This is a genomic window from Caulifigura coniformis (assembly GCF_007745175.1).
Taxonomy (GTDB): Bacteria; Planctomycetota; Planctomycetia; order Planctomycetales; family Planctomycetaceae; genus Caulifigura; species Caulifigura coniformis.
In genome coordinates this window covers 1,350,081-1,368,241 of the sequence record NZ_CP036271.1, presented here as the reverse complement: position 1 = coordinate 1,368,241, position 18,161 = coordinate 1,350,081, and the positions used below count along the sequence as shown (strand labels likewise).

15 protein-coding genes are annotated in these 18,161 nt (G+C 62.3%); 7 read left to right on the top strand and 8 right to left on the bottom strand.

Annotated elements, in window-relative coordinates; genetic code table 11:
- Window positions 1–23: 23 nt before the first annotated feature.
- Together Pan44_RS05485 and Pan44_RS05480 are read left to right on the top strand one after the other, a co-directional pair.
- Window positions 24–1,385 (top strand): MFS transporter, encoded by a 1,362-nt coding sequence (locus tag Pan44_RS05485; RefSeq protein WP_145028042.1) that lies wholly within the window; start codon window positions 24–26, stop codon window positions 1,383–1,385.
- Window positions 1,366–2,220, top strand: a complete 855-nt coding sequence (locus tag Pan44_RS05480) for a prephenate dehydrogenase (protein ID WP_145028040.1) — start codon at window positions 1,366–1,368, stop codon at window positions 2,218–2,220. The genes Pan44_RS05485 and Pan44_RS05480 overlap by 20 nt, the downstream gene beginning before the upstream one ends.
- 14 nt (window positions 2,221–2,234) lie before the next feature.
- On the opposite strand, the gene Pan44_RS05475 is transcribed toward Pan44_RS05480, so the two are convergent.
- The 5 genes from Pan44_RS05475 to rpsR all read right to left on the bottom strand — a co-directional run bounded on the left by Pan44_RS05475 (window position 2,235) and on the right by rpsR (window position 4,594).
- Window positions 2,235–2,876 carry an IS630 family transposase gene (locus tag Pan44_RS05475; protein WP_145027933.1) on the bottom strand — a complete coding sequence of 214 codons (642 nt, stop codon included), beginning with the start codon at window positions 2,874–2,876 and terminating at the stop codon, window positions 2,235–2,237.
- On the bottom strand, window positions 2,824–3,156 hold the full coding sequence (locus tag Pan44_RS28215; protein ID WP_390620637.1) for an IS630 transposase-related protein: 333 nt from the start codon (window positions 3,154–3,156) through the stop codon (window positions 2,824–2,826). The genes Pan44_RS05475 and Pan44_RS28215 overlap by 53 nt, the downstream gene beginning before the upstream one ends.
- A gap of 96 nt (window positions 3,157–3,252) precedes the next feature.
- The gene (locus Pan44_RS05465) at window positions 3,253–3,423 is read right to left on the bottom strand and encodes a DUF1328 family protein (RefSeq protein WP_145028038.1); all 171 of its coding nucleotides are present in this window, start codon (window positions 3,421–3,423) and stop codon (window positions 3,253–3,255) included.
- A 73-nt stretch (window positions 3,424–3,496) separates the two neighbouring features.
- On the bottom strand, window positions 3,497–4,207 hold the full coding sequence (locus Pan44_RS05460) for a YggS family pyridoxal phosphate-dependent enzyme (RefSeq protein ID WP_145028036.1): 711 nt from the start codon (window positions 4,205–4,207) through the stop codon (window positions 3,497–3,499).
- 102 nt (window positions 4,208–4,309) lie between these two features.
- Window positions 4,310–4,594 carry a 30S ribosomal protein S18 gene (gene rpsR, locus Pan44_RS05455; protein WP_145028034.1) on the bottom strand — a complete coding sequence of 95 codons (285 nt, stop codon included), beginning with the start codon at window positions 4,592–4,594 and terminating at the stop codon, window positions 4,310–4,312.
- A 346-nt stretch (window positions 4,595–4,940) separates the two neighbouring features.
- On the opposite strand from rpsR, the gene Pan44_RS05450 reads away from it, so the two are divergent.
- Both Pan44_RS05450 and Pan44_RS05445 read left to right on the top strand, forming a co-directional pair.
- On the top strand, window positions 4,941–6,836 hold the full coding sequence (locus tag Pan44_RS05450) for a PSD1 and planctomycete cytochrome C domain-containing protein (RefSeq protein ID WP_197453881.1): 1,896 nt from the start codon (window positions 4,941–4,943) through the stop codon (window positions 6,834–6,836).
- A gap of 94 nt (window positions 6,837–6,930) precedes the next feature.
- Window positions 6,931–8,397 (top strand): DUF1501 domain-containing protein, encoded by a 1,467-nt coding sequence (locus tag Pan44_RS05445; protein ID WP_145028030.1) that lies wholly within the window; start codon window positions 6,931–6,933, stop codon window positions 8,395–8,397.
- Between the two features lie 126 nt (window positions 8,398–8,523).
- Here Pan44_RS05445 and Pan44_RS05440 read toward each other — a convergent pair whose 3' ends face one another.
- Window positions 8,524–9,846 (bottom strand): nucleotide sugar dehydrogenase, encoded by a 1,323-nt coding sequence (locus Pan44_RS05440; RefSeq protein WP_145028027.1) that lies wholly within the window; start codon window positions 9,844–9,846, stop codon window positions 8,524–8,526.
- Between the two features lie 762 nt (window positions 9,847–10,608).
- On the opposite strand from Pan44_RS05440, the gene Pan44_RS05435 reads away from it, so the two are divergent.
- Window positions 10,609–12,651: a PrkA family serine protein kinase gene (locus Pan44_RS05435; RefSeq protein ID WP_145028025.1), complete on the top strand. Its 2,043-nt coding sequence runs from the start codon at window positions 10,609–10,611 to the stop codon at window positions 12,649–12,651.
- A 21-nt stretch (window positions 12,652–12,672) separates the two neighbouring features.
- Here the strand turns inward: Pan44_RS05435 and Pan44_RS05430 are convergent, their stop codons facing one another.
- On the bottom strand, window positions 12,673–13,488 hold the full coding sequence (locus Pan44_RS05430; RefSeq protein ID WP_145028023.1) for an arylamine N-acetyltransferase family protein: 816 nt from the start codon (window positions 13,486–13,488) through the stop codon (window positions 12,673–12,675).
- A gap of 556 nt (window positions 13,489–14,044) precedes the next feature.
- Between Pan44_RS05430 and Pan44_RS05425 the strand changes: the two genes are divergently transcribed.
- Together Pan44_RS05425 and Pan44_RS05420 are read left to right on the top strand one after the other, a co-directional pair.
- Complete coding sequence (locus tag Pan44_RS05425) at window positions 14,045–15,511, top strand: hypothetical protein (RefSeq protein WP_145028021.1); 1,467 nt, start codon at window positions 14,045–14,047, stop codon at window positions 15,509–15,511.
- Window positions 15,512–15,783: 272 nt separating this feature from the next.
- The gene (locus tag Pan44_RS05420; RefSeq protein ID WP_145028018.1) at window positions 15,784–16,713 is read left to right on the top strand and encodes a carbohydrate kinase family protein; all 930 of its coding nucleotides are present in this window, start codon (window positions 15,784–15,786) and stop codon (window positions 16,711–16,713) included.
- Here Pan44_RS05420 and Pan44_RS05415 read toward each other — a convergent pair.
- Window positions 16,673–17,737, bottom strand: coding sequence for an RluA family pseudouridine synthase (locus tag Pan44_RS05415; RefSeq protein WP_145028016.1), 1,065 nt, complete (start codon window positions 17,735–17,737; stop codon window positions 16,673–16,675). The genes Pan44_RS05420 and Pan44_RS05415 overlap by 41 nt on opposite strands.
- Window positions 17,738–18,161: the final 424 nt, after the last annotated feature.

Genomic DNA, 18,161 nt, shown 5'->3' with positions numbered 1-18,161 from the left:
TTTTTTCAATCTCAGGGGCGGGCATGCAGAACGATGAGGCGAACGGGGCGGGGCCAACCGCCTCGCCGCTCGAGGTGGGGACGCGTCTCGCGGCGACGCAGGCGCTCTTCACCGCCGGCCACGCCCTCACCAGCGGCGGATTTTTCAACTATTTCGTCAGCACCTACCATCCCACGGCGACGTGGCTAGCGATTCTTCAGGCGGCGCCCGAGTTCTTCGAAACCGCAGGTCTGTTCACGCGTCCCATCGTGACAAGGATCTGGTCGCGAAAATCGCTCTGGATCCTCGGACTCGTGCTCGGCCGTCTGGCCGCACTCGCGATCCCTCTGATCGCGATAGTCGGCGGACAACGCGATGCTTCGCAGGTCCTGACGTGGATCCTCGTCGCCGTCGGATTCTGGTATGCACTGCAGGGGCTCAGTTACGTCGCGTTTCTCTCATGGCTGTCCGATCTCGCTCCGGAACGCACGTGGGGCCGTATTTATTCCAGTCGACAGTTCGTCGTCATCGTCGTGACCTGGATCATGTCGACGCTGGGAGGCCAGGCGATTCGCTGGCAACGGGGGAATCTCCCTCCCGACCAGCAGTTCTGGTTCTACGTCATCGCCTTCACCATTGGCGGCCTCGTCGCGGCTGCGTCGTTCGTCCCGATGCTTTCCCTTCCCGCCATCAGGACACGGCCCGCCTTCGAGTCCGGCCGTTTCATCGGGCCGTTGAAGGCCGCAGTTGCCGACCGGGACTTCCGCTTTCTCCTCGTTTGGGCTGCGCACATGGCGCTGGCCCAGGGGCTGACGCAGGCGGTCATCACGAAGTACCAGATTGAAGTCCTCAAGATTCCGCTCGAAGGCTACCTGCAGATGGTCGCCGTCATGCTGTCGATCCAGGCCGTGCTGAGCCTCGCGGCCGGCCAGCTTTCCGACCGCCTGGGCGACCGCAATCTCCTTTTCATGTCGCACCTGTTCGTTGCTCTCGCCATGGTGTTTCCATTTCTGGCCACTCCCGCGAATCCGGGGTGGCTGTTCGGCGCGTACATCACCTGGGGACTGTTTGGCGTCGTGAACGTGGTGATGACCACGCTTGCCTGGAGGCTCGCGCCCCGCAGCGACAACACTTCCTTCCTCGCGTTGTTCAGGCCGCTCACCGGTCTCACGGCCGCGATAGCCGCAATCGGCGGTGGAATCTGGCTCGATCGACTTCTCAAGTCCCAATGGTCGATCGACCTCTTCGGCCGCTCATGGACCGGATTCCATCTGCTCTTTCTGGTCTCGCTGGTCGGCCGCGTGACAGCACCCTTCTGGCTGCTTGGCATTCGGAAACGACAGCCCCTTAGAATCCGGCCAGACCAGCCCTCGAATCCCACTGCATATGTCCGTCGCCGAGAATGATCCGCCGTTCCGTTGTGAGACGCTCCTGATCGTGGGCGTCGGGCTCATTGGCGGCGCGATTGCCCAGCATGCACGTCAGCTGGGCGTCGCGAAGAACGTGATCGGACTCGGTCGCGATGCGTCGCGGCTTCGCGCGGCCGAGGCTGATGGAGTCATTGATCGCGGGGTGACCACCGCAGGTGATGTCGGGGCGTGCGATCTGGCAGTCGTCTGTACTCCGGTCGACCGGGTCGTCGCCGACGTGCAGTCACTCGCCGGGCTGGCGCGGCCTCCCCGAGTGATTACCGATGCCGGAAGCGTGAAAGAAGCGATCTGTGCCCCGCTGCACTGCGTCGGGCAGTTTGTCGGGTCGCATCCGCTCGCCGGCTCCGAGAAAAGCGGCTTCGAGCATGCGTCGGCCGTTCAGTTCAAAGACCGCATCTGCGTGCTGACACCTGTCCCCGAGGCGCCGGCGGACGTTTTGCGAGCGGTCCGTGGCTTCTGGGAAGCCATTGGCATGAAGACGGTCACTTTAGACGCGCGGACCCACGATCAGGTGCTCGCCCGCACAAGCCATTTCCCGCATGTCATCGCCTATGCCCTTGCCAGCCTGCTGGAACCGGGCGATGCGCCCTTTGTCGCGGGTGGGTTTCGTGACACGACCCGGATCGCCGCGAGCGATCCCGCGCTCTGGACGTCGATTCTGATGGCCAATCGCGATGCGGTCCTGGAAACGTTCCGCCGACATCGACAGAAGATGGCCATGATCGAAGAAGCCCTGGCCAGCGAAGACGCAGAACTCCTGCGCGCTGGCCTGCTGGAAGGCCAGCGCGTCAGGCAGTCGCTCAATTCCTGATTGCTAGAGCAACTTCATGATTCGTGTGCAGTGTATCCGCAGGAACGGATGTAGTTCAGGCATTCGCTCGGAGTGAACTCGTCCACCAGCACTCCGATCCGGTTCCAGAGTCCTTCTGTCGTCCGTTCAGCGCTCGTCCGCAAAAGCGTCTTGAACTTCGAGAACAACTTCTCGATCGGGTTGAGATCGGGTGAGTACGGCGGCAGGTAGTACACCTCAGCCCCGGCCTGTCGAATCGCGTCACCCACCGCGCTCTGCTTGTGGCTGCTGAGGTTGTCCATGACCACCAAGTCTCCCGGCTCCAGCGCCGGGATCAGGAACTGACGGACGTAAGCCAGAAAGCATTCCCCATCCATCGGGCCATCCAGCACCAGGGGAGCAATCACTCCGCTGGCCCTGAGCGCCGCTGCGAACGTCGTCGTTTTCCAATGCCCTTGAGGGACATGGTCCACGACCCGGCGTGATTTTGGTCCCCAGCCATAGCGTCGCGTCATCTTCGTGTCGGCCCCGGTTTCGTCGAAGAACACCAGACGGCGACAGGCTTTCGACTGCACCAGGATGTTCCACCAGCGGCGCTTCTGAGCCACATCCGGCCGCTGTTGTTCAGCAGCTTTGAGCACTTTTTTTGAGAGTGATTCCCCAGCGCCGAAGCGCATTCCACAGAGTGGTCGCGCAGCCCGGCAGACCGAGTTGGCGTTGCCTTTGGGCGAGCGTCAGGCCGGGGTCGTCCTGGACGCTTTTGAAAATCCGCTCCCGATGCGGTTCCAGAACGCACTCCGGGCCGACATCTCCCTGCCGGGGAGTGATCTGGCCAGTCTCTTTGCGAAGCGCGAGCCAGTTCCAGATGGTTCGTTCAGTGACCTGAAATCGCCGGGCGACTTCGGCCGGCGGAGAGCCGCGGTCGACTTCGGCCACGACACGTCGCCTCAAATCCATTGAGTAGGGGGTGGGCATGACTCTTCCTTGATTGAGCCAACCACTTGAGAAATCCTTTCCCCTATCATCCCTCTGAAAAGCAACTGTGGAAGTGCTCTAGAGTCTCGGAGCCGACCGACCGCCGGTCACGACCGAGACGATCAGAAGCACCACGAACACGAGCAGAAGAATGCGGATCATCCAGAGGGCCAAACCTTCGACGCCGCCGAAACCGAGCATTCCCGCGGCAAGGGCGATCAACAGGAGCAGGATGATTGTGCGCAACATGGCAAGCCTCGGATGAGCAGAGACAGGGGTGTGACTTCAGATAACGCCCCTGCCATGCACCTTGAGTGCCAAATCATTGCGGAATATTTTCGAAGACCGCGCTGCCGACGCGGATCAGGGTGGCTCCCTCTTCGATGGCGACCTCGAAATCGCCGCTCATTCCCATCGAAAGATCACGCACCGGGTGCCGCTCGACGAGCGATCCGGCCCGGTCCCGAAGGTCGTCACGCAGCTCGCGCAGCTGCCGGAACACTGGTCGGGCATCTTCCGGCTGGTCGGTGAACGGCGCCATCGTCATCAACCCGCGGATCTCCAGGTTCGGCAGCGTCAGGTAGCTTTGCCAGGCGGCCCGGACCTGTTCCGGATCGAACCCCTGTTTGCTCGCTTCGCCGGAAATATTCACTTCCAGCAGCACGGCGCTCGTGCAGCCCAGGTCGCCGGACGTCTGGCTCAGCCGCTCCAGGAGTTTCGGGGAATCGACCGAATGGGTCAGCACGGTGTGCGGCAGCACCATTCGAACCTTGTTCGTCTGCAGCCGCCCGATGAGGTGCCACCGGGCTTCGGGGACGAGGTCCGCGCGCCGCACCAGTTGTTGAGGCCGGTTCTCGCCCAGGTCCAGCCGGCCGAGTCGGGGGAGAAGCTGGACGGCGGCGTCGGGCGCGTATTTCGTCACGACGACGAGGGTGACTTCGTTCGGAGAGCGACCTGCCCGCTCGGCCGCCGCACGAATTCGACGGTCCAGCGCGTCGAGGTTCCCGGCAAGCTGGCTTTCGAGGTCGGCCATCGGCAAATCTGAAATCCGCAGTCGACAAATGGCGAGACCCACGGCAAGCCGTGGGTCATCGAATCCCTGTGGCCGGCCGTGAAGGGGCCGGTCGCTCTGAAATCACTCGTCGGCGACGTACGGCATGAGGCCGATGAAGCGAGCCCGCAGGACGGCTTCACGGACAGCCCGCTGGTAGATCGCTGAAGTTCCCGTTCGGCGGCGGGGCATGATGCGCCCTTCGCGGTCGACGAGCTGCTTCAGGAGCTTCACGTCCTTGTAATCGACGTAAACCGGGCGCGGGATGTCGCCGTTCGGGCAGAAACGGCACTTCAGCTTCTTCTTCAAGCGCTGCCGCTTCTTCCGCATTTTGCGGACATCGGGCTTCGGCTTACCGAACGGAGGCATCACTCACCTGAGACAAATCGAACTGCGATTGGTTGGGAACGCGGCAGTATGGAGAAAAGTCGGCCGGGATGCAATTCAATCCGCAGGAAGTTTTTTGCGTTCCCGCGGGCCCTCTCGGCCGGAACTCCGGGAAGGTCGACTTTTCACCGACGAAATCGCTCAGGGGCGGCCCGGTGTTGGCGGGCGGCCGCAGTTTTCGCTGGTTTGCAGCAACCTTATCCAGTTTCGCCAACCTGAATTCCCCGTCGTGACACGGGCCTCCTTCCGGCGCTGGCGTGCGGTCCGGTTTCGCACGGGCGATCCGTTCGACATAATGGATGTCCCGCCTTCTCGCCAGGCTCCTACCATGCGCTTGCTCAAGCTTTTGACGCTGCTTGTGGCCTGTCTGATCTTCGGGACGCAGTCCACTGCGTTCGCCGAGGTCGATTTTGCCCACGATGTGCTGCCCATCCTGAAGGCGCACTGTGCCAAGTGCCACACAAACGGGACCTACAAAGGCTCGTTCTCGCTCGACACGAAAACGTCGCTCCTCGAATCGAAAGCCGTCGAACCGGGCAAACCGGATGACAGCGACCTGATTCAACGTCTCACGAGCGATGATCCCGACTATCGGATGCCTCCGGAAGGCGATCGACTGAAGAAAGACGACGTTGAAACCCTGAAAAAATGGGTTGCTGACGGAGTCCCTTGGACGGACGGATTCACCTTCCGGAAAGAGGCCTACAAAGCCCCCCTCAAACTGAAGCGGATTCGCATTCCGCGGGCGACGGCCGCGACCGGCCCGCATCCGATCGATCGGATCCTGTACTGGTACGGCGAGTTCAACGACGTGACGCTCTCGCCGGCGGCCGATGACGCCACCTTCCTCCGCCGCGTCTCTCTCGATCTCATCGGCCTGACGCCGACGGACGAGGAACTGGAAGTCTTCCTGTTCGACCAGCGGCCCGATAAGCGGGAGACGCTGGTTTCCTCCCTCCTGGAACGCGACCGCGACTACGCGGCCCACTGGATCACCTTCTGGAACGACCTGCTCCGCAACGACTATGTCGGCACCGGCTACATTGATGGCGGACGCAGGCAGATCACGAAGTGGCTCATCTCGTCCCTCCGCGGAAACAAGCCGTATGACGCGTTCGTCCGCGAACTGATCGCACCATCGCTCGAGTCCGAAGGCTTCGCCAACGGCATTACCTGGCGTGGCCGGGTGAATGCCAGCCAGATCCGCGAACTCCAGTTCTCGCAGAACGTGGGGCAGGTCTTTCTTGGAATCAATCTGAAGTGCGCGAGCTGCCACGACAGCTTCATCGATGACTGGAAGCTCGATGACGCGTATGGACTCGCGGCCGTCGTCGCCGATGAGCCGCTGGAGATTCACCGCTGCGACATGCCGACAGGCCGCAAGGCGGCGGCGAAGTTCGTTTTTCCGGAGCTTGGTACTATTGATCCGGCACTTCCGCGCGCGAAGCGGCAGGCCCGGCTCGCCGAACTTTTGACCGATCCCCGGAATGGCCGGTTCTCCCGCACCATCGTGAATCGCCTGTGGAGGCAGCTGATGGGGCGCGGGCTCGTCGAGCCGGTCGACTCGATGGCATCAGAGCCGTGGAGCGAGCGGGTCCTCGATCACCTGGCCGATCATTTCGTGACGAGCGGCTACGACATCAAGGAACTCCTGCGGTATATCTCCACCTCGCGGGCCTATCAGTCGAAGACCGTGACGGTCGAGAAGGAACCGGCCACTGCGGAAGGCTTCGTCTATACCGGGCCGATTGCCCGCCGGCTGACGGCCGAACAGTTCATGGACGCGGTCTGGTCTCTGACGGCGACAGGTCCAAGGGCCCCACACCCGAGCCTGGGGGCCAGGACCGAGTTCTCCGCCGTCGACGGAAAAGTGCGGGCGGCTTACGTGATCTCGGACCCGCTCATGCGATCGCTTGGCAGGCCGAATCGCGAACAGGTCGTCACGACGCGGCCGGAACTCCTGACGACTCTCCAGGCGCTCGATCTCTCCAACGGTCCTGACCTGGCCGAGATGCTCGCCCTGGGGGCGAAAGCCATTTCGGAAGAGAAGCTCGATCGCGACACTCTGGTTCAACGGCTTTTCCGCCGGGCGCTGTCCCGTCCGCCATCCGACGAGGAACGTCAGCTGGCGCGCGACCTCGTCGGCGAAAGCCCCGATGAAGCCGGAATTGCCGACCTGATCTGGATGATCATCATGCTGCCCGAGTTTCAGCACGTACAATGAAATCTGTGGTCGATGCTGCCGCATCGAAGACTGTCGACGCTGACAGCATCTGCGACGGAACCCAATCAGAGAAAGACTCGCCATGTCATTTCACATGCCTTCTGATTCCGATCGCCTGACGCCAGCTGATCTCGCGCACACGCGGCGCCGCTTTCTCCAGACGCTGTCCGCCGCGAGCGCTGCGACGCTGACGATGGGCGCCCCGCGTCTGTTCGCGGCCGAAACGGCCCCGGCGCCCAGGGCCACGGCGGACCGCTGCATCCTCTTGTGGATGGGAGGCGGAATGGCCGCCCCGGATACGTTCGATCCGAAGCACTACGAGCCGTTCCAGAAAGGCTTGCCGATCGAAAAGGTGTCGAGCACCTTCCCGGCAATCGACACTGCGATTCCGGGTGTCCAGATCACCGAGGGGCTGGAGCGGATCGCAAGCATCCTCGACCGCGGGACGCTGGTCCGGTCGCACTTCCAGGCGGACCTCGGCAACATCCTGCACAGCCGTCATCAGTTCCACTGGCACACTGGCTACGTGCCGCCGCAGACTGTTGCCGCGCCGCACCTGGGCGCCTGGATGGCGCGCGTGCTCGGGCCGGACAATCCGGCAATTCCACCTTTCATCTGCATCGGGCAGCGGATGGAAGGCAACGGCGAAAAGGAGGAACTGAAGGCGTTCCACACGGGCGGATTCCTTGGGAGCGAGTACGGCCCGTTCATGCTGCCAGACGCCGACCTGGCGATCGAGGCGGTCCGCCCGCCGAAAGGAATGTCGCCCAACCGGTTCGCGTCGCGGTACTCGGCCTACCAGAAGCTCGTCAACTCGGGGCCGAACAAGGATCTCGCCAGCGACTACCACCGCGAGTCGATGCTCCGCAGCGTCGAGAACGCCCATCGGCTCCTGAACTCGCCCGATCGCGTCGCGTTCGACCTGTCGCTCGAGCCGAAGGAAAGCTTCGACAAGTACAACACGGGTCGTTTTGGCCAGGGCTGCCTGCTGGCCCGCCGTCTGTGCGAGGCCGGAGCGAGATTTATCGAGGTCACGACGGAATACGTGCCGTTCCTGCACTGGGACACGCACGAGAACGGGCACGACACGTACGCCCGGATGAAGAAAGAGATCGATGCGCCGATCGCGCAGCTTATTCTCGATCTCGAAGCCAAGGGGCTGCTCGATCGCACGCTCGTGGTGCTCGCGACGGAATTCAGCCGCGACATGATCATCGAAGGCGTCCCCGGCAGCGTCGCCAAGGATCAGTCACGGGCCAGGAGCGATACTCTCGAGGAACCGAAGCACTATGGCCTGCACCGACATTTCACCGGCGGCTGCAGCGCGTTGATGTTCGGCGGCGGAATCAAGAAGGGCCAGGTGTACGGTTCCACCGCAGACGAGCGGCCGTTCCTGGCCGTGAAGGACCCGATCAGCATCACCGACCTCCACGCCTCGATCTTCGCCGCCATGGGCATCAGCCCGGCCTATGCCCTGGATATCGAGAAGCGGCCGTTCTACGTCACCGAAGACGGCAAAGGGAAAGTCGCGACGGGGCTGTTTGAGAAGTCGCCGGTTTGACAAGCCCCGGGCGAGCGGGGGGCATCAGCCCCCTGATCGATCCCACCGACTCGATTCGATCTATGAGCAGGCTTTCCTGGCACGCCATCAGTCGGCTGACGCCGACCGTTCGCCGGATTCGCCGCATCACGCCTTGAAAATCTTCTCCCGCCCGTCGCGGACGTTCTTCGTCGCATTGCGGGTGTCGAGCACCATCTTCGAGTGCTTGACGATGAAGTCGTAGTCATAAGCCGAGTGGTCCGTGGCGATCAGGACGATGTCCTGCTTTGCCAGGTACTCCGCTGTCAGTTCGTTCGACGTCATCTCCGGCAGTGACGGATGATGCCGCATTTTCGGCAGTGACGGGACGTGCGGGTCGTTGTACGTCACGGCCGCGCCGCGTTTCAGCAGCAGTTCGAGCAGTACAAACGACGGACTTTCCCGCGGGTCGTCGACGTCTTTCTTGTAGGCCATTCCGAGCAGGGCGATCTTGCTCCCCTTGATCGGCTTGGCCGCGTCGTTGAGGAACTCCGCCATCCGCGTGATCACGTACTCCGGCATGTGGTGATTGATTTCACCGGCCAGCTCGATGAACCGCGTGGCCATGCCGTGCTTGCGGGCCAGCCAGGTCAGGTAGAACGGGTCGATCGGGATGCAGTGCCCGCCGAGGCCCGGCCCCGGGTAAAACGCCTGGAAGCCGAAGGGCTTCGTCTTTGCCGCGTCAACGACTTCCCAGATGTCGATCCCCATCCGGTCGAACAGCATCTTCAGTTCGTTCACCAGCGCGATGTTCACCGCGCGGTAGGTGTTCTCGAGGATCTTGCATGCCTCGGCGACTTCCATCGCGGACACCGGAACGACCTTCACCACGGCCTGTGAGTAAAGCTCCGCCGCGAGCTCCAGGCTGTGCGGATCGTGACCGCCAACGACCTTCGGAATGCTGGCCGCCGAGTAGGTCGGGTTCCCCGGGTCTTCGCGTTCCGGGCTGTAGGCGAGGAAGAAGTCCTTCCCGGCCTTCATGCCGGCCCGTTCGAGGATCGGCTGCACGTTATCGCGTGTTGTCGTGGGATGCGTCGTGCTTTCCAGCACGATCAGCTGGCCTTTGCGAAGCGACTTCGCAATCGACTCGGCCGTCCCTTCCACGAAGCTTAGGTCCGGGTCACGGCTGTCGCTCAGGGGCGTCGGCACGCAGATCAGGAGTGCATCCGCCTCCTTGAGGCGTGACATGTCCGACGTCGCGACGAATCGTTTTTCCCGGTTCCAGCCCGCGATCTTCTCCGAGCTGACGTGTTTGATGTAACTGCGGCCGGCGTTCAGTTCGTCGACCTTCGAGGAATCGACGTCGTAGCCGATGCAGGAAAAGCCCTTGGAGATGAAAGCATCGAGCAACGGCAGGCCGACATAGCCCAGGCCAATAACGCCCACTTTGGCCGACTTGTTCGAGATGGCCTGCTTGAGTTCCTGAAACATCGCCGCGAGCTCCTTCCGACACGTCGAGGTGGCCCGAAACACTCCCTGTTTTCAGGCGCGCGGAAAGTAACACGCTGGGAAAGATGGGACAACGGCGGGTTTGGAAGCGCCTCCTCGCCCGCCTGTTTCGAGATCCACGGCCCCAATCCGCCCCGTCGGCCGAAAGACGTGCCGCCGGGCCTTCGTGGCCCGGTGATGCCACGACAGGCGACGAGGATGCAGTCCGCCTGACTGATGTGGAACTGTCGAGTCAGGCGTTTCGGGCTGCAGGATTCGTTGAATGGGACGAGCCGCCGCGACCGTTTTAGAATGGCAGTCGTTGCATTGTCATCGGGGCCACGAAGCCTTCGTGAATGATGTGCCGATTCGTGATTGGTCTTGCCAGAACAAACGGCCGCACGAATAATCGAAAGGCCATCGATGGCTGCCGAGGTCGAACCAGGGCTTCGGCATGGGATGCAGCACGCGAGTTCTGCGTGTGGGTCTCCGCTTGTTTGGCATCTTGGTGTTCCGGCCAGGGACGGTCGCGTCCGCTTGCAACACCCTTCTTGATCGAGTCCGGCCTTCCGCCGACTCCTCACGTGAAAACTTCGACAGCCAGAGTCTGCACGTCCTCCATCCATCGCATGCGTCGCACCGTGGCGATCGTTCGATCCCCCTCGTGAATTTCACAGCCCCGGCCCGAACATCGCATCCGTTGATGCTGTCGTTCGCCCTGTCGAACGCTGGCTGACGCGAGAATTGATCGGAGTCGTGAGTTCCATGAATGGACAGTCTCTCCTGCAGCAGATTTCGTCCCGCCAGTCTCCCGAGGTTTATCACCAGGAGCATTGGAAAGGGTCGTTCGCCGAGTACCTCGACCTTGTTCAAAAGCACCCGCAGGTGACGCGCACCGCGTACCAGCGAGTTTACGACATGATCATGGCCGACGGGACGTATCCCGTGGAGGGCCAGAAAGACCAGATCCGATACCGCTTTTTCGACGACCCTCACAACGACGGGGAAGACGGCATCTTCGGCCTCACCCGGCCGCTCATGGAACTCGTCAACGTCTTCAAGGCCGCCGCACTCAAGTTCGGCACCGAGCGGCGCGTGCTTCTGCTGCACGGCCCGGTCGGAAGCTCCAAGTCCACGATTGCCCGTCTTCTGAAACGCGGCTTGCAGCGCTATTCCCGCACCGAAGAAGGGGCGCTCTATACCTTCGGCTGGAAGGAAGACGACGGTTCCGTCACATGGGACCCCATGAACGGCGAACCGCTCCAACTCGTCCCGGAAGACCAGCGCGAGCAGATCACGTCCTTCCTGAATGAAGGTCGCGGCCCTGACGAGTTCAAGGTCGAGATCGTCGGCGACGTCTGCCCGCTGTCGCGGTTCATCTTCAAGCAGCGGCTCGACAAGTACGCCGGCGACTGGACCAAGGTTCTTGGAGACATCATCGTTCGTCGGCTGTTCCTCTCAGAGAAAGACCGCGTCGGCATTGGCACGTTCCAGCCCAAGGACGAAAAGAACCAGGACTCCACCGAGCTCACTGGCGACATCAACTACCGCAAGATCGCCGAGTACGGTTCTGACTCCGATCCGCGCGCCTTCAACTTCGACGGCGAGTTCAACGTTTCCAACCGGGGCATCATCGAGTTTGTCGAAGTTCTGAAGCTCGACGTCGCCTTCCTCTACGACCTCCTCGGCGCGTCGCAGGAACACAAGATCAAGCCGAAGAAGTTCGCGCAGACCGACATCGACACCGTCATCCTCGGCCATACGAACGAGCCCGAGTACCGCCGGCTGCAGTCGAACGAGTTCATGGAAGCGCTGCGCGACCGGACGATCAAGATCGACGTTCCCTACGTCACGGTCCTCAGCGATGAAATCCGCATCTACCAGAAGGATTACAACCCGACGCGGGTCAAGAAGCATATTGCCCCGCATACGCTCGAGATCGCGGCCATGTGGTCCGTGCTGACGCGTCTGGAGGAACCCAAGCACCACGGCCTGTCGCTGCTGCAGAAGTTGAAGCTGTATAACGGCAAGACGCTTCCCGGCTTCACCGCCGAGAACATCAAGCAGCTCCGGCGCGAGGTGAAGCACGAAGGTATGGTCGGCATCTCGCCGCGGTTCGTTCAGGACAAGATCTCCAACTCGCTGGTCACAAACACCAACGCGACGAGCCTGAACCCCTTCATGGTGCTGAACGAGATGGAGGCCGGGCTGGCCCATCACAGCCTGATTCCGTCCGAGGAACTGCGCGAGCGGTATCGGCAGCTCGTTTCGGTCGTGAAGGACGAGTACACCGATATCGTGAAGAACGAGGTCCAGCGTGCAATTGCGTCGGATGAAGACGCCTTGATGCGGCTGTGCGCCAACTACATCGACAACGTGAAGGCCTACACGCAGCGAGAGCGTGTGAAGAATCGCTTCACCGGTCAGGACGAAGAGCCCGATGAGCGGCTGATGAGGTCGATCGAAGAACGGATCGACATTCCCGAATCGCGGAAGGACGACTTCCGACGGGAGATCATGAACTACATCGGCGCCCTGGCGATCGACGGGAAGACGTTCAACTACAAGACCAACGAACGCCTGCAGAAGGCCCTCGAAATGAAGCTGTTCGAGGACCAGAAGGACACGATCAAGCTGACGAGCCTCGTCTCCAACGTTGTCGACAAGGACACGCAGGAGAAGATTGACATCGTCAAATCGCGACTCATCCGGAACTACGGTTACAACGACGAATCGGCCACCGATGTGCTTCAGTACGTCGCCAGCATTTTCGCGAGAGGCGACGCCAAGAACGAACAGAGGAAGTGACGCCTCGAGTGGGCCGCTCTCTCAAGGAGCGGGCGTCGCTGCAATTCGTTCAAGCAGCGCATCGACGTCCGGACCGGCCGGCAGGTTCAACCCGATGACGTTTTCCAGGGCGTTTCGCAGTTCACCCTCGTTCACCAGGAGTCGTTTCTCAGTGCCTGCCTCGGTGGAGTGCGTCGACAGTTCGTTGTTGAAGAGCGTGTGACGCGCTCCTGGCGCCACGCGGCTTGCCAGCAGGGCATTGACGAACAGCGACTCCGGGTGCGTCGAGACGTGCCAGTTGCTGACTTCATAGTCGACCCGTTCCTGGGGATTCAGGTCGAAGCGGTACATCGGCGCCCAGCGGTCGCGAATCCTCGACTCCATGACGAATTCGCCATTCCGCGGCGCCAGTCGGAATGTCTCGTGAGGGGTGGGCTGCTCCGTGTCCGCCTCGAGCATGAGGGGGGCGGTGAGGGTGAGCACCCCGAACCCAACGTCGGCGATCCAGGATCTTCCATCCAGGTCGACGCGCAGCAACATGTGGCTCCGGGGCGGGATCACCCCTTCAGGGATGTTCCACAGCACTCGCGCCGCGAGCCCCGTGACGGTGAACCCGATCGCTTCCAGCGCTGCCCTGAAGAGGTGATTCTGTTCGAAGCAGTATCCCCCACGGCCGCGGTGGACGAGCTTCTGTTCCAGAGACGGCAGGTCGAGGCGGACGGGCTGTCTGAGCAGGGAATCGAGGTTCTCGAAGGGGATTGCCTCTGCGTGTCGTCGCTGCAGAAGAGCGAGTGTCTCCAGGGTCGGCGCCGGCTCGCCCTCGAATCCGATCCGTTGAAAGTATGACTTGAGGTCCATGGCGACGGGCACCAGACGATTCTGGCAACAATGGGGGACGACAATGCGGACGGAGCGTCCGGCCCGGAGGCGTTGAGGCTCGCGAAATTATTCGCGGGGGCCGTGTCGGTCGAGAGCGACTCCCGGTCGTCGCCGGACGCAGATCCGGTGCGTCAGGGAGATGCGGAACGGGCGGGACGACCGTGACGAATGGACCAGACTGCAGATTCCGTGCGTTGACCGGCGCGGCGGGACCGAATGAGCCGGTTCTGGCCAGCGGAAGGCTGGTTTGGACGGGCGGCACGTCTCCACCGGAACGCGCATCTTGACACCCCTTGCCTCCGTCGTAGACTGGATTTAGCAGCGGTTTCGGGCGGTTTTCGCACTCTCCCGTGCCCACTGCGTTCACTTCCGAATGCTCACGTCGCACGCGTCGTAACACGCACAACGCCCGCTGAAACGTCGTTGAAGTTGCGGCGCAGCGCGTTCGAAAACAGAGACATCCGTTGCCGCGCGCGGCCACCTGCGGATGGTGGGCGGTCCGCCGACCGTCCAGAAGTTTCCCCCGGAGTTCGACATGGCGTCCAGCAGTAACGATAGCGGCCTGAAAATCACGGTTGCGATCATGTCGACGATCGCGCTCGGATCGCTCATCTGGGGCTTTGTCTCGTACAGGGATAAGACCGAGCTCAACCAGAAGATGACGGCCGCCGGCAACGAGGCCAGCGAGGCCAAGAGCCAGGCGAGCAGTGTCCAGACGACGAATACTGAAATCCTGACCACCATCGGCGGGCCGGGGACTTGGAACGAATCCAAGGAAACCCTGCTGAAGGCGATGCAGGTCCAGGGCGTCAACAACGCCAAGCAGACGGTCCTCGCGACGATCGAAGGGATGCGGGGCGCGCTTGACGCCTCCCAGAAGGAAGTGGCCTCCCTGAAGGGCGATCTCGCCAAGTCGGGCGAACGCATCCGCGAACTGGAGAGCGTGTACCAGAAGCGGGTGGATGGCCACGCCGAGTCGCAGAAGAAATCGGAAATCGACCTCCAGAAGGTTGCCCAGACCCGCGACGAAGATCTCCAGGCAAAGGACAAGCGGATCACCGCCCTCGAAGAAGACCTTCGCCGTGAACAGGTCGAAAAAGAGCAGGCCCGCGAAAACTCCGACCGCACCATTCGCACCCTCAACGACCAGGTCGGCCAGCTGACCCGGATCGTCGATTCGCAGAAACGCCGCCTCGAAGACGTCCTCAAGACGAGCTTCGAAGTGGCGGACGGTGAGATCGTCAGCGTCGACGCGAACCTCGGCACGGTCTTCATCAGCCTCGGGTCGCTCGACAACCTGCGGCCGCAGGTTTCCTTCAGCGTCTATTCCCGTGACCATCGCGGAATTGGTCGCGAAGCCCGGGACATCAAGGCCGCGGTCGAAGTGACCCGCATCCTTGGTCCGCACCTCGCCGAAGCGAAGATCCTCGACCAGGACCGCACCCGTCCCATTTCGCAGGGCGATCCGATCTATTCGCCGATCTGGGCCGGCGGCCGTGCCGAATACTTTGCCTTCGTTGGCCTGATCGATTTTGACAAGGACGGCCGGAGCGATCGCGACACTCTCCACCGCCTGCTCAAGACCGCTGGCGCGCAGATTGAACTGGAAGTCGATGACAACGGCGTGCGTGAGCCCGCCTCTGCCAAACTGACGGAAAACACCAAGTTCCTCGTGCTGGGGGACGTTCCCGATCCGTCGAACTTCGCGGCTCAGGATCCCCGCCGCCCGCAGATTCAGGCCATTATGGATCAACGGAAGGCGTTGCTCGAAGAAGCCAACCTGACCGGCGTGCGCCTGGTGAAGCTCAGCGACTTCATGGCCTATTTGGGCTTCCAGTCGCAGTTGCGGACTTATATCCCCGGTCAGGTTGAACGTTTCACGCTGGAACAGGGGAGCCGCGACAAGGCCGTCCGCAGCGACGACGCCACCGGCCAGAATGCCAAGAACCTGGAACGGGTGCGCCGGCTCAAGGAACTCGACGAGCAGAAAACCCCCCGCTGATTGCTTCCCGGATGCCATCGCAGGGACGGTTTCGGCCGTCCCTTTTTTATTGGCCGGCCGATGAAGTCGGTTCATCGTCCCATCGTGGAGTGCCTCGTTCTGTTTTCCCGGCCCGGACCTCACCGCGAGGCCATGCCACAGTGGCCCTCGTCCGCCGCTCAGATCGAATCCCGACATGAGGCTGGAAGCCGGGACCGACTCACTTTCGACCGCCAGCCGGATGAGGCATCATTCCCTCCTCTTACTGCTTCACACCCTCGATTCCCCGCCTCATGTATGACGTCCTCTGTGCCGGCCTGGTCGTGGCCGACCATGTCAGCGCCCCGATTCCAGCGCTTCCCTCGGCAGGCGCGCTCGTCAAAACGGATCGCCTCGAAGTGACGATCGGCGGCTGCGGCGCCAACACCGCCGTCGATCTGGCACGGCTCGGCGTCCGGGTCGGGCTGGCGGGGCGGGTGGGGGACGATGTCCTCGGGCGCTACTGCCTGGAATTCCTCCGGACTCGGAACGTCGGCTGTGACTTCGTGACGGTGTCCGAAGCTGCGCAGACATCCGCAACGCTCATTGTGAATGTTCAGGGCGAAGACCGGCGATTCATCCACGCCGTCGGAGCCAACGCCGAGTTCCAGGGAGAGGAGATTCCCCCAACCGCGTTCGAGAAGCTGCAGGTCATTGCCGTCGGCGGATTCGGACTCAACCCTGCACTCTCCGGAACGAACGTCGCCTCGCTCTTCCGCCAGGCGCGGCGGGGCGGCACAACGACCCTGCTGGATGTCGTAATCGGAGATCCCGGGCCGGTCCCGGCGATGTTGGCCGAGGCCCTGCCCGAGACTGATGTCTTCCTTCCCAACCACGATGAGGCTCGCCTCCTGACGGGACTCACGGATCCCTGGCGCCAGGCCGATCATTTTCGTGAACTTGGCGCGAGAACCGTGGTCATCACGGCCGGCAAGGAGGGGGCGTACGCCGTCAGTCCGGAGGAACGCGTCCTCCTTCCCGCGTTCCAGGTCGAGCAGGTTGACGGCACGGGCAGCGGCGACGCGTTCGTGGCGGGGTTCATCTTCGGGCTGACGCAGAAGGCCGACCTGAAACGCTGCCTTCAGATCGGCGCTGCCATGGGAGCGAGCTGTGTTCGTGCCGTTGGCGCGACGACCGGAGTCTTCAACCGCCAGGAACTGGAGAAGTTCCTCCAGTCGAGTTAGCGGCGACATCCAGGTCCCGCGAATGGCCTCCGCGGGACCTCAGTTCGTCGATGGTCTCCCGGAAATCCCGCGGCAGCGGCGCCTGGAACTCCATCCATGTCCCGGTGATCGGGTGGGCGAATGCCAATTGGGTCGCATGCAGGGCGTGCCTCCGGATCGGCAGTCCCGTTTCCACGCCCTCATCGATCTCATCCGGATCGGCGTTCGGGTCATCAAGCACGAGCGGCTTGATGACTCCATGGGCTTCGTAGAACTCGTCCCCGATCAGCGGATGCCCCAGGTGGGCGAAGTGGACCCGGATCTGATGGTTTCGCCCGGTGACCGGCCGGGCCACCACGAATGTGTGGTTCGTGAATCGTTCAATCACCTTGTAGTGCGTCTTTGAAGGCCGTCGGTCGAGGCCGTCCGCCCGGCACGTCATGAGCACCTGACGCCCCGTCGGTGTCCGGCCGATCGGAGCATCGATCACGCCGGCGTCCCGCTTGATCACGCCTTCCACGAGCGCCACGTAAGTTTTCGACACGCGGGAAGCCTCGAACGTCGCGGCCAGGTTGCGGTGAGCGGTGTAGCTCAGTGCGATGGCCATCAGGCCGCTCGTCTGCCGGTCGATCCGGTGCACGATCCCCGGACGCGCGATCCCTTTTTGCCCCACCTTCTGGTCCAGTCGGTGCTGGACGGCGTTCGCGAGCGAGCCGGTCGGATATTCCCCGGCGGGATGGGCGATCATTCCGGCCGCTTTGTCGACGACGAGCAGCCAGTCATCTTCGTAGACGATCGAAAGTTCTTCGGGCGACGACCGGAGCAACTTGTCGGGCGGCTCGAGCAACGTGACATGGACCCGCTGTCCGTAGAAGACGCGGTCGGTTTCTTCCGCGCGTCCGAAATTGATCGTCACGCCACCGCCCCGGACGATGCGCTGCAGCCGCCAGGCGGTGTAATTCCGAAAATGACGTTCGAGGAACGTATCGATCCGGCAACCGCTCGACTCCGTTTCGACGAACAGTTCGGCCGTGAACAGGGACATTGGCGCAGGACAGGGAAGCGGGAACCGGAAACTGGAGTTGTAACCGATGATCTGGTCGGAGATCAGTCTTCAAACGGACTGCGCTGGGCTGGTCACTTCTTCAAGATGGGCCAATTCGTTGTTGGCTTTCGTCATTGCCGCAAAATGACTTGCGGTGACGAGAGACGACCGACTGTGAAAAAGTGACTCGCCCCGCCCCAATCCCCACCCGCCAATGCACTTCCGAGCACCGAGTACCGAGCCACCGCCCCCGTCATGATGGAGGACCTCATGAACACAACCACCGTCAACCTGTCGTCACACACCCCGGCCCGGCCGGATCCCTGTCCGCACCACCCACGCTCTCCCGATCCCTCCGCAAGACTTCAGGGGGAAGAAAGAGGGCGAGGAGTACAGTACCACCCACACAACGCGCCCTCCTTGC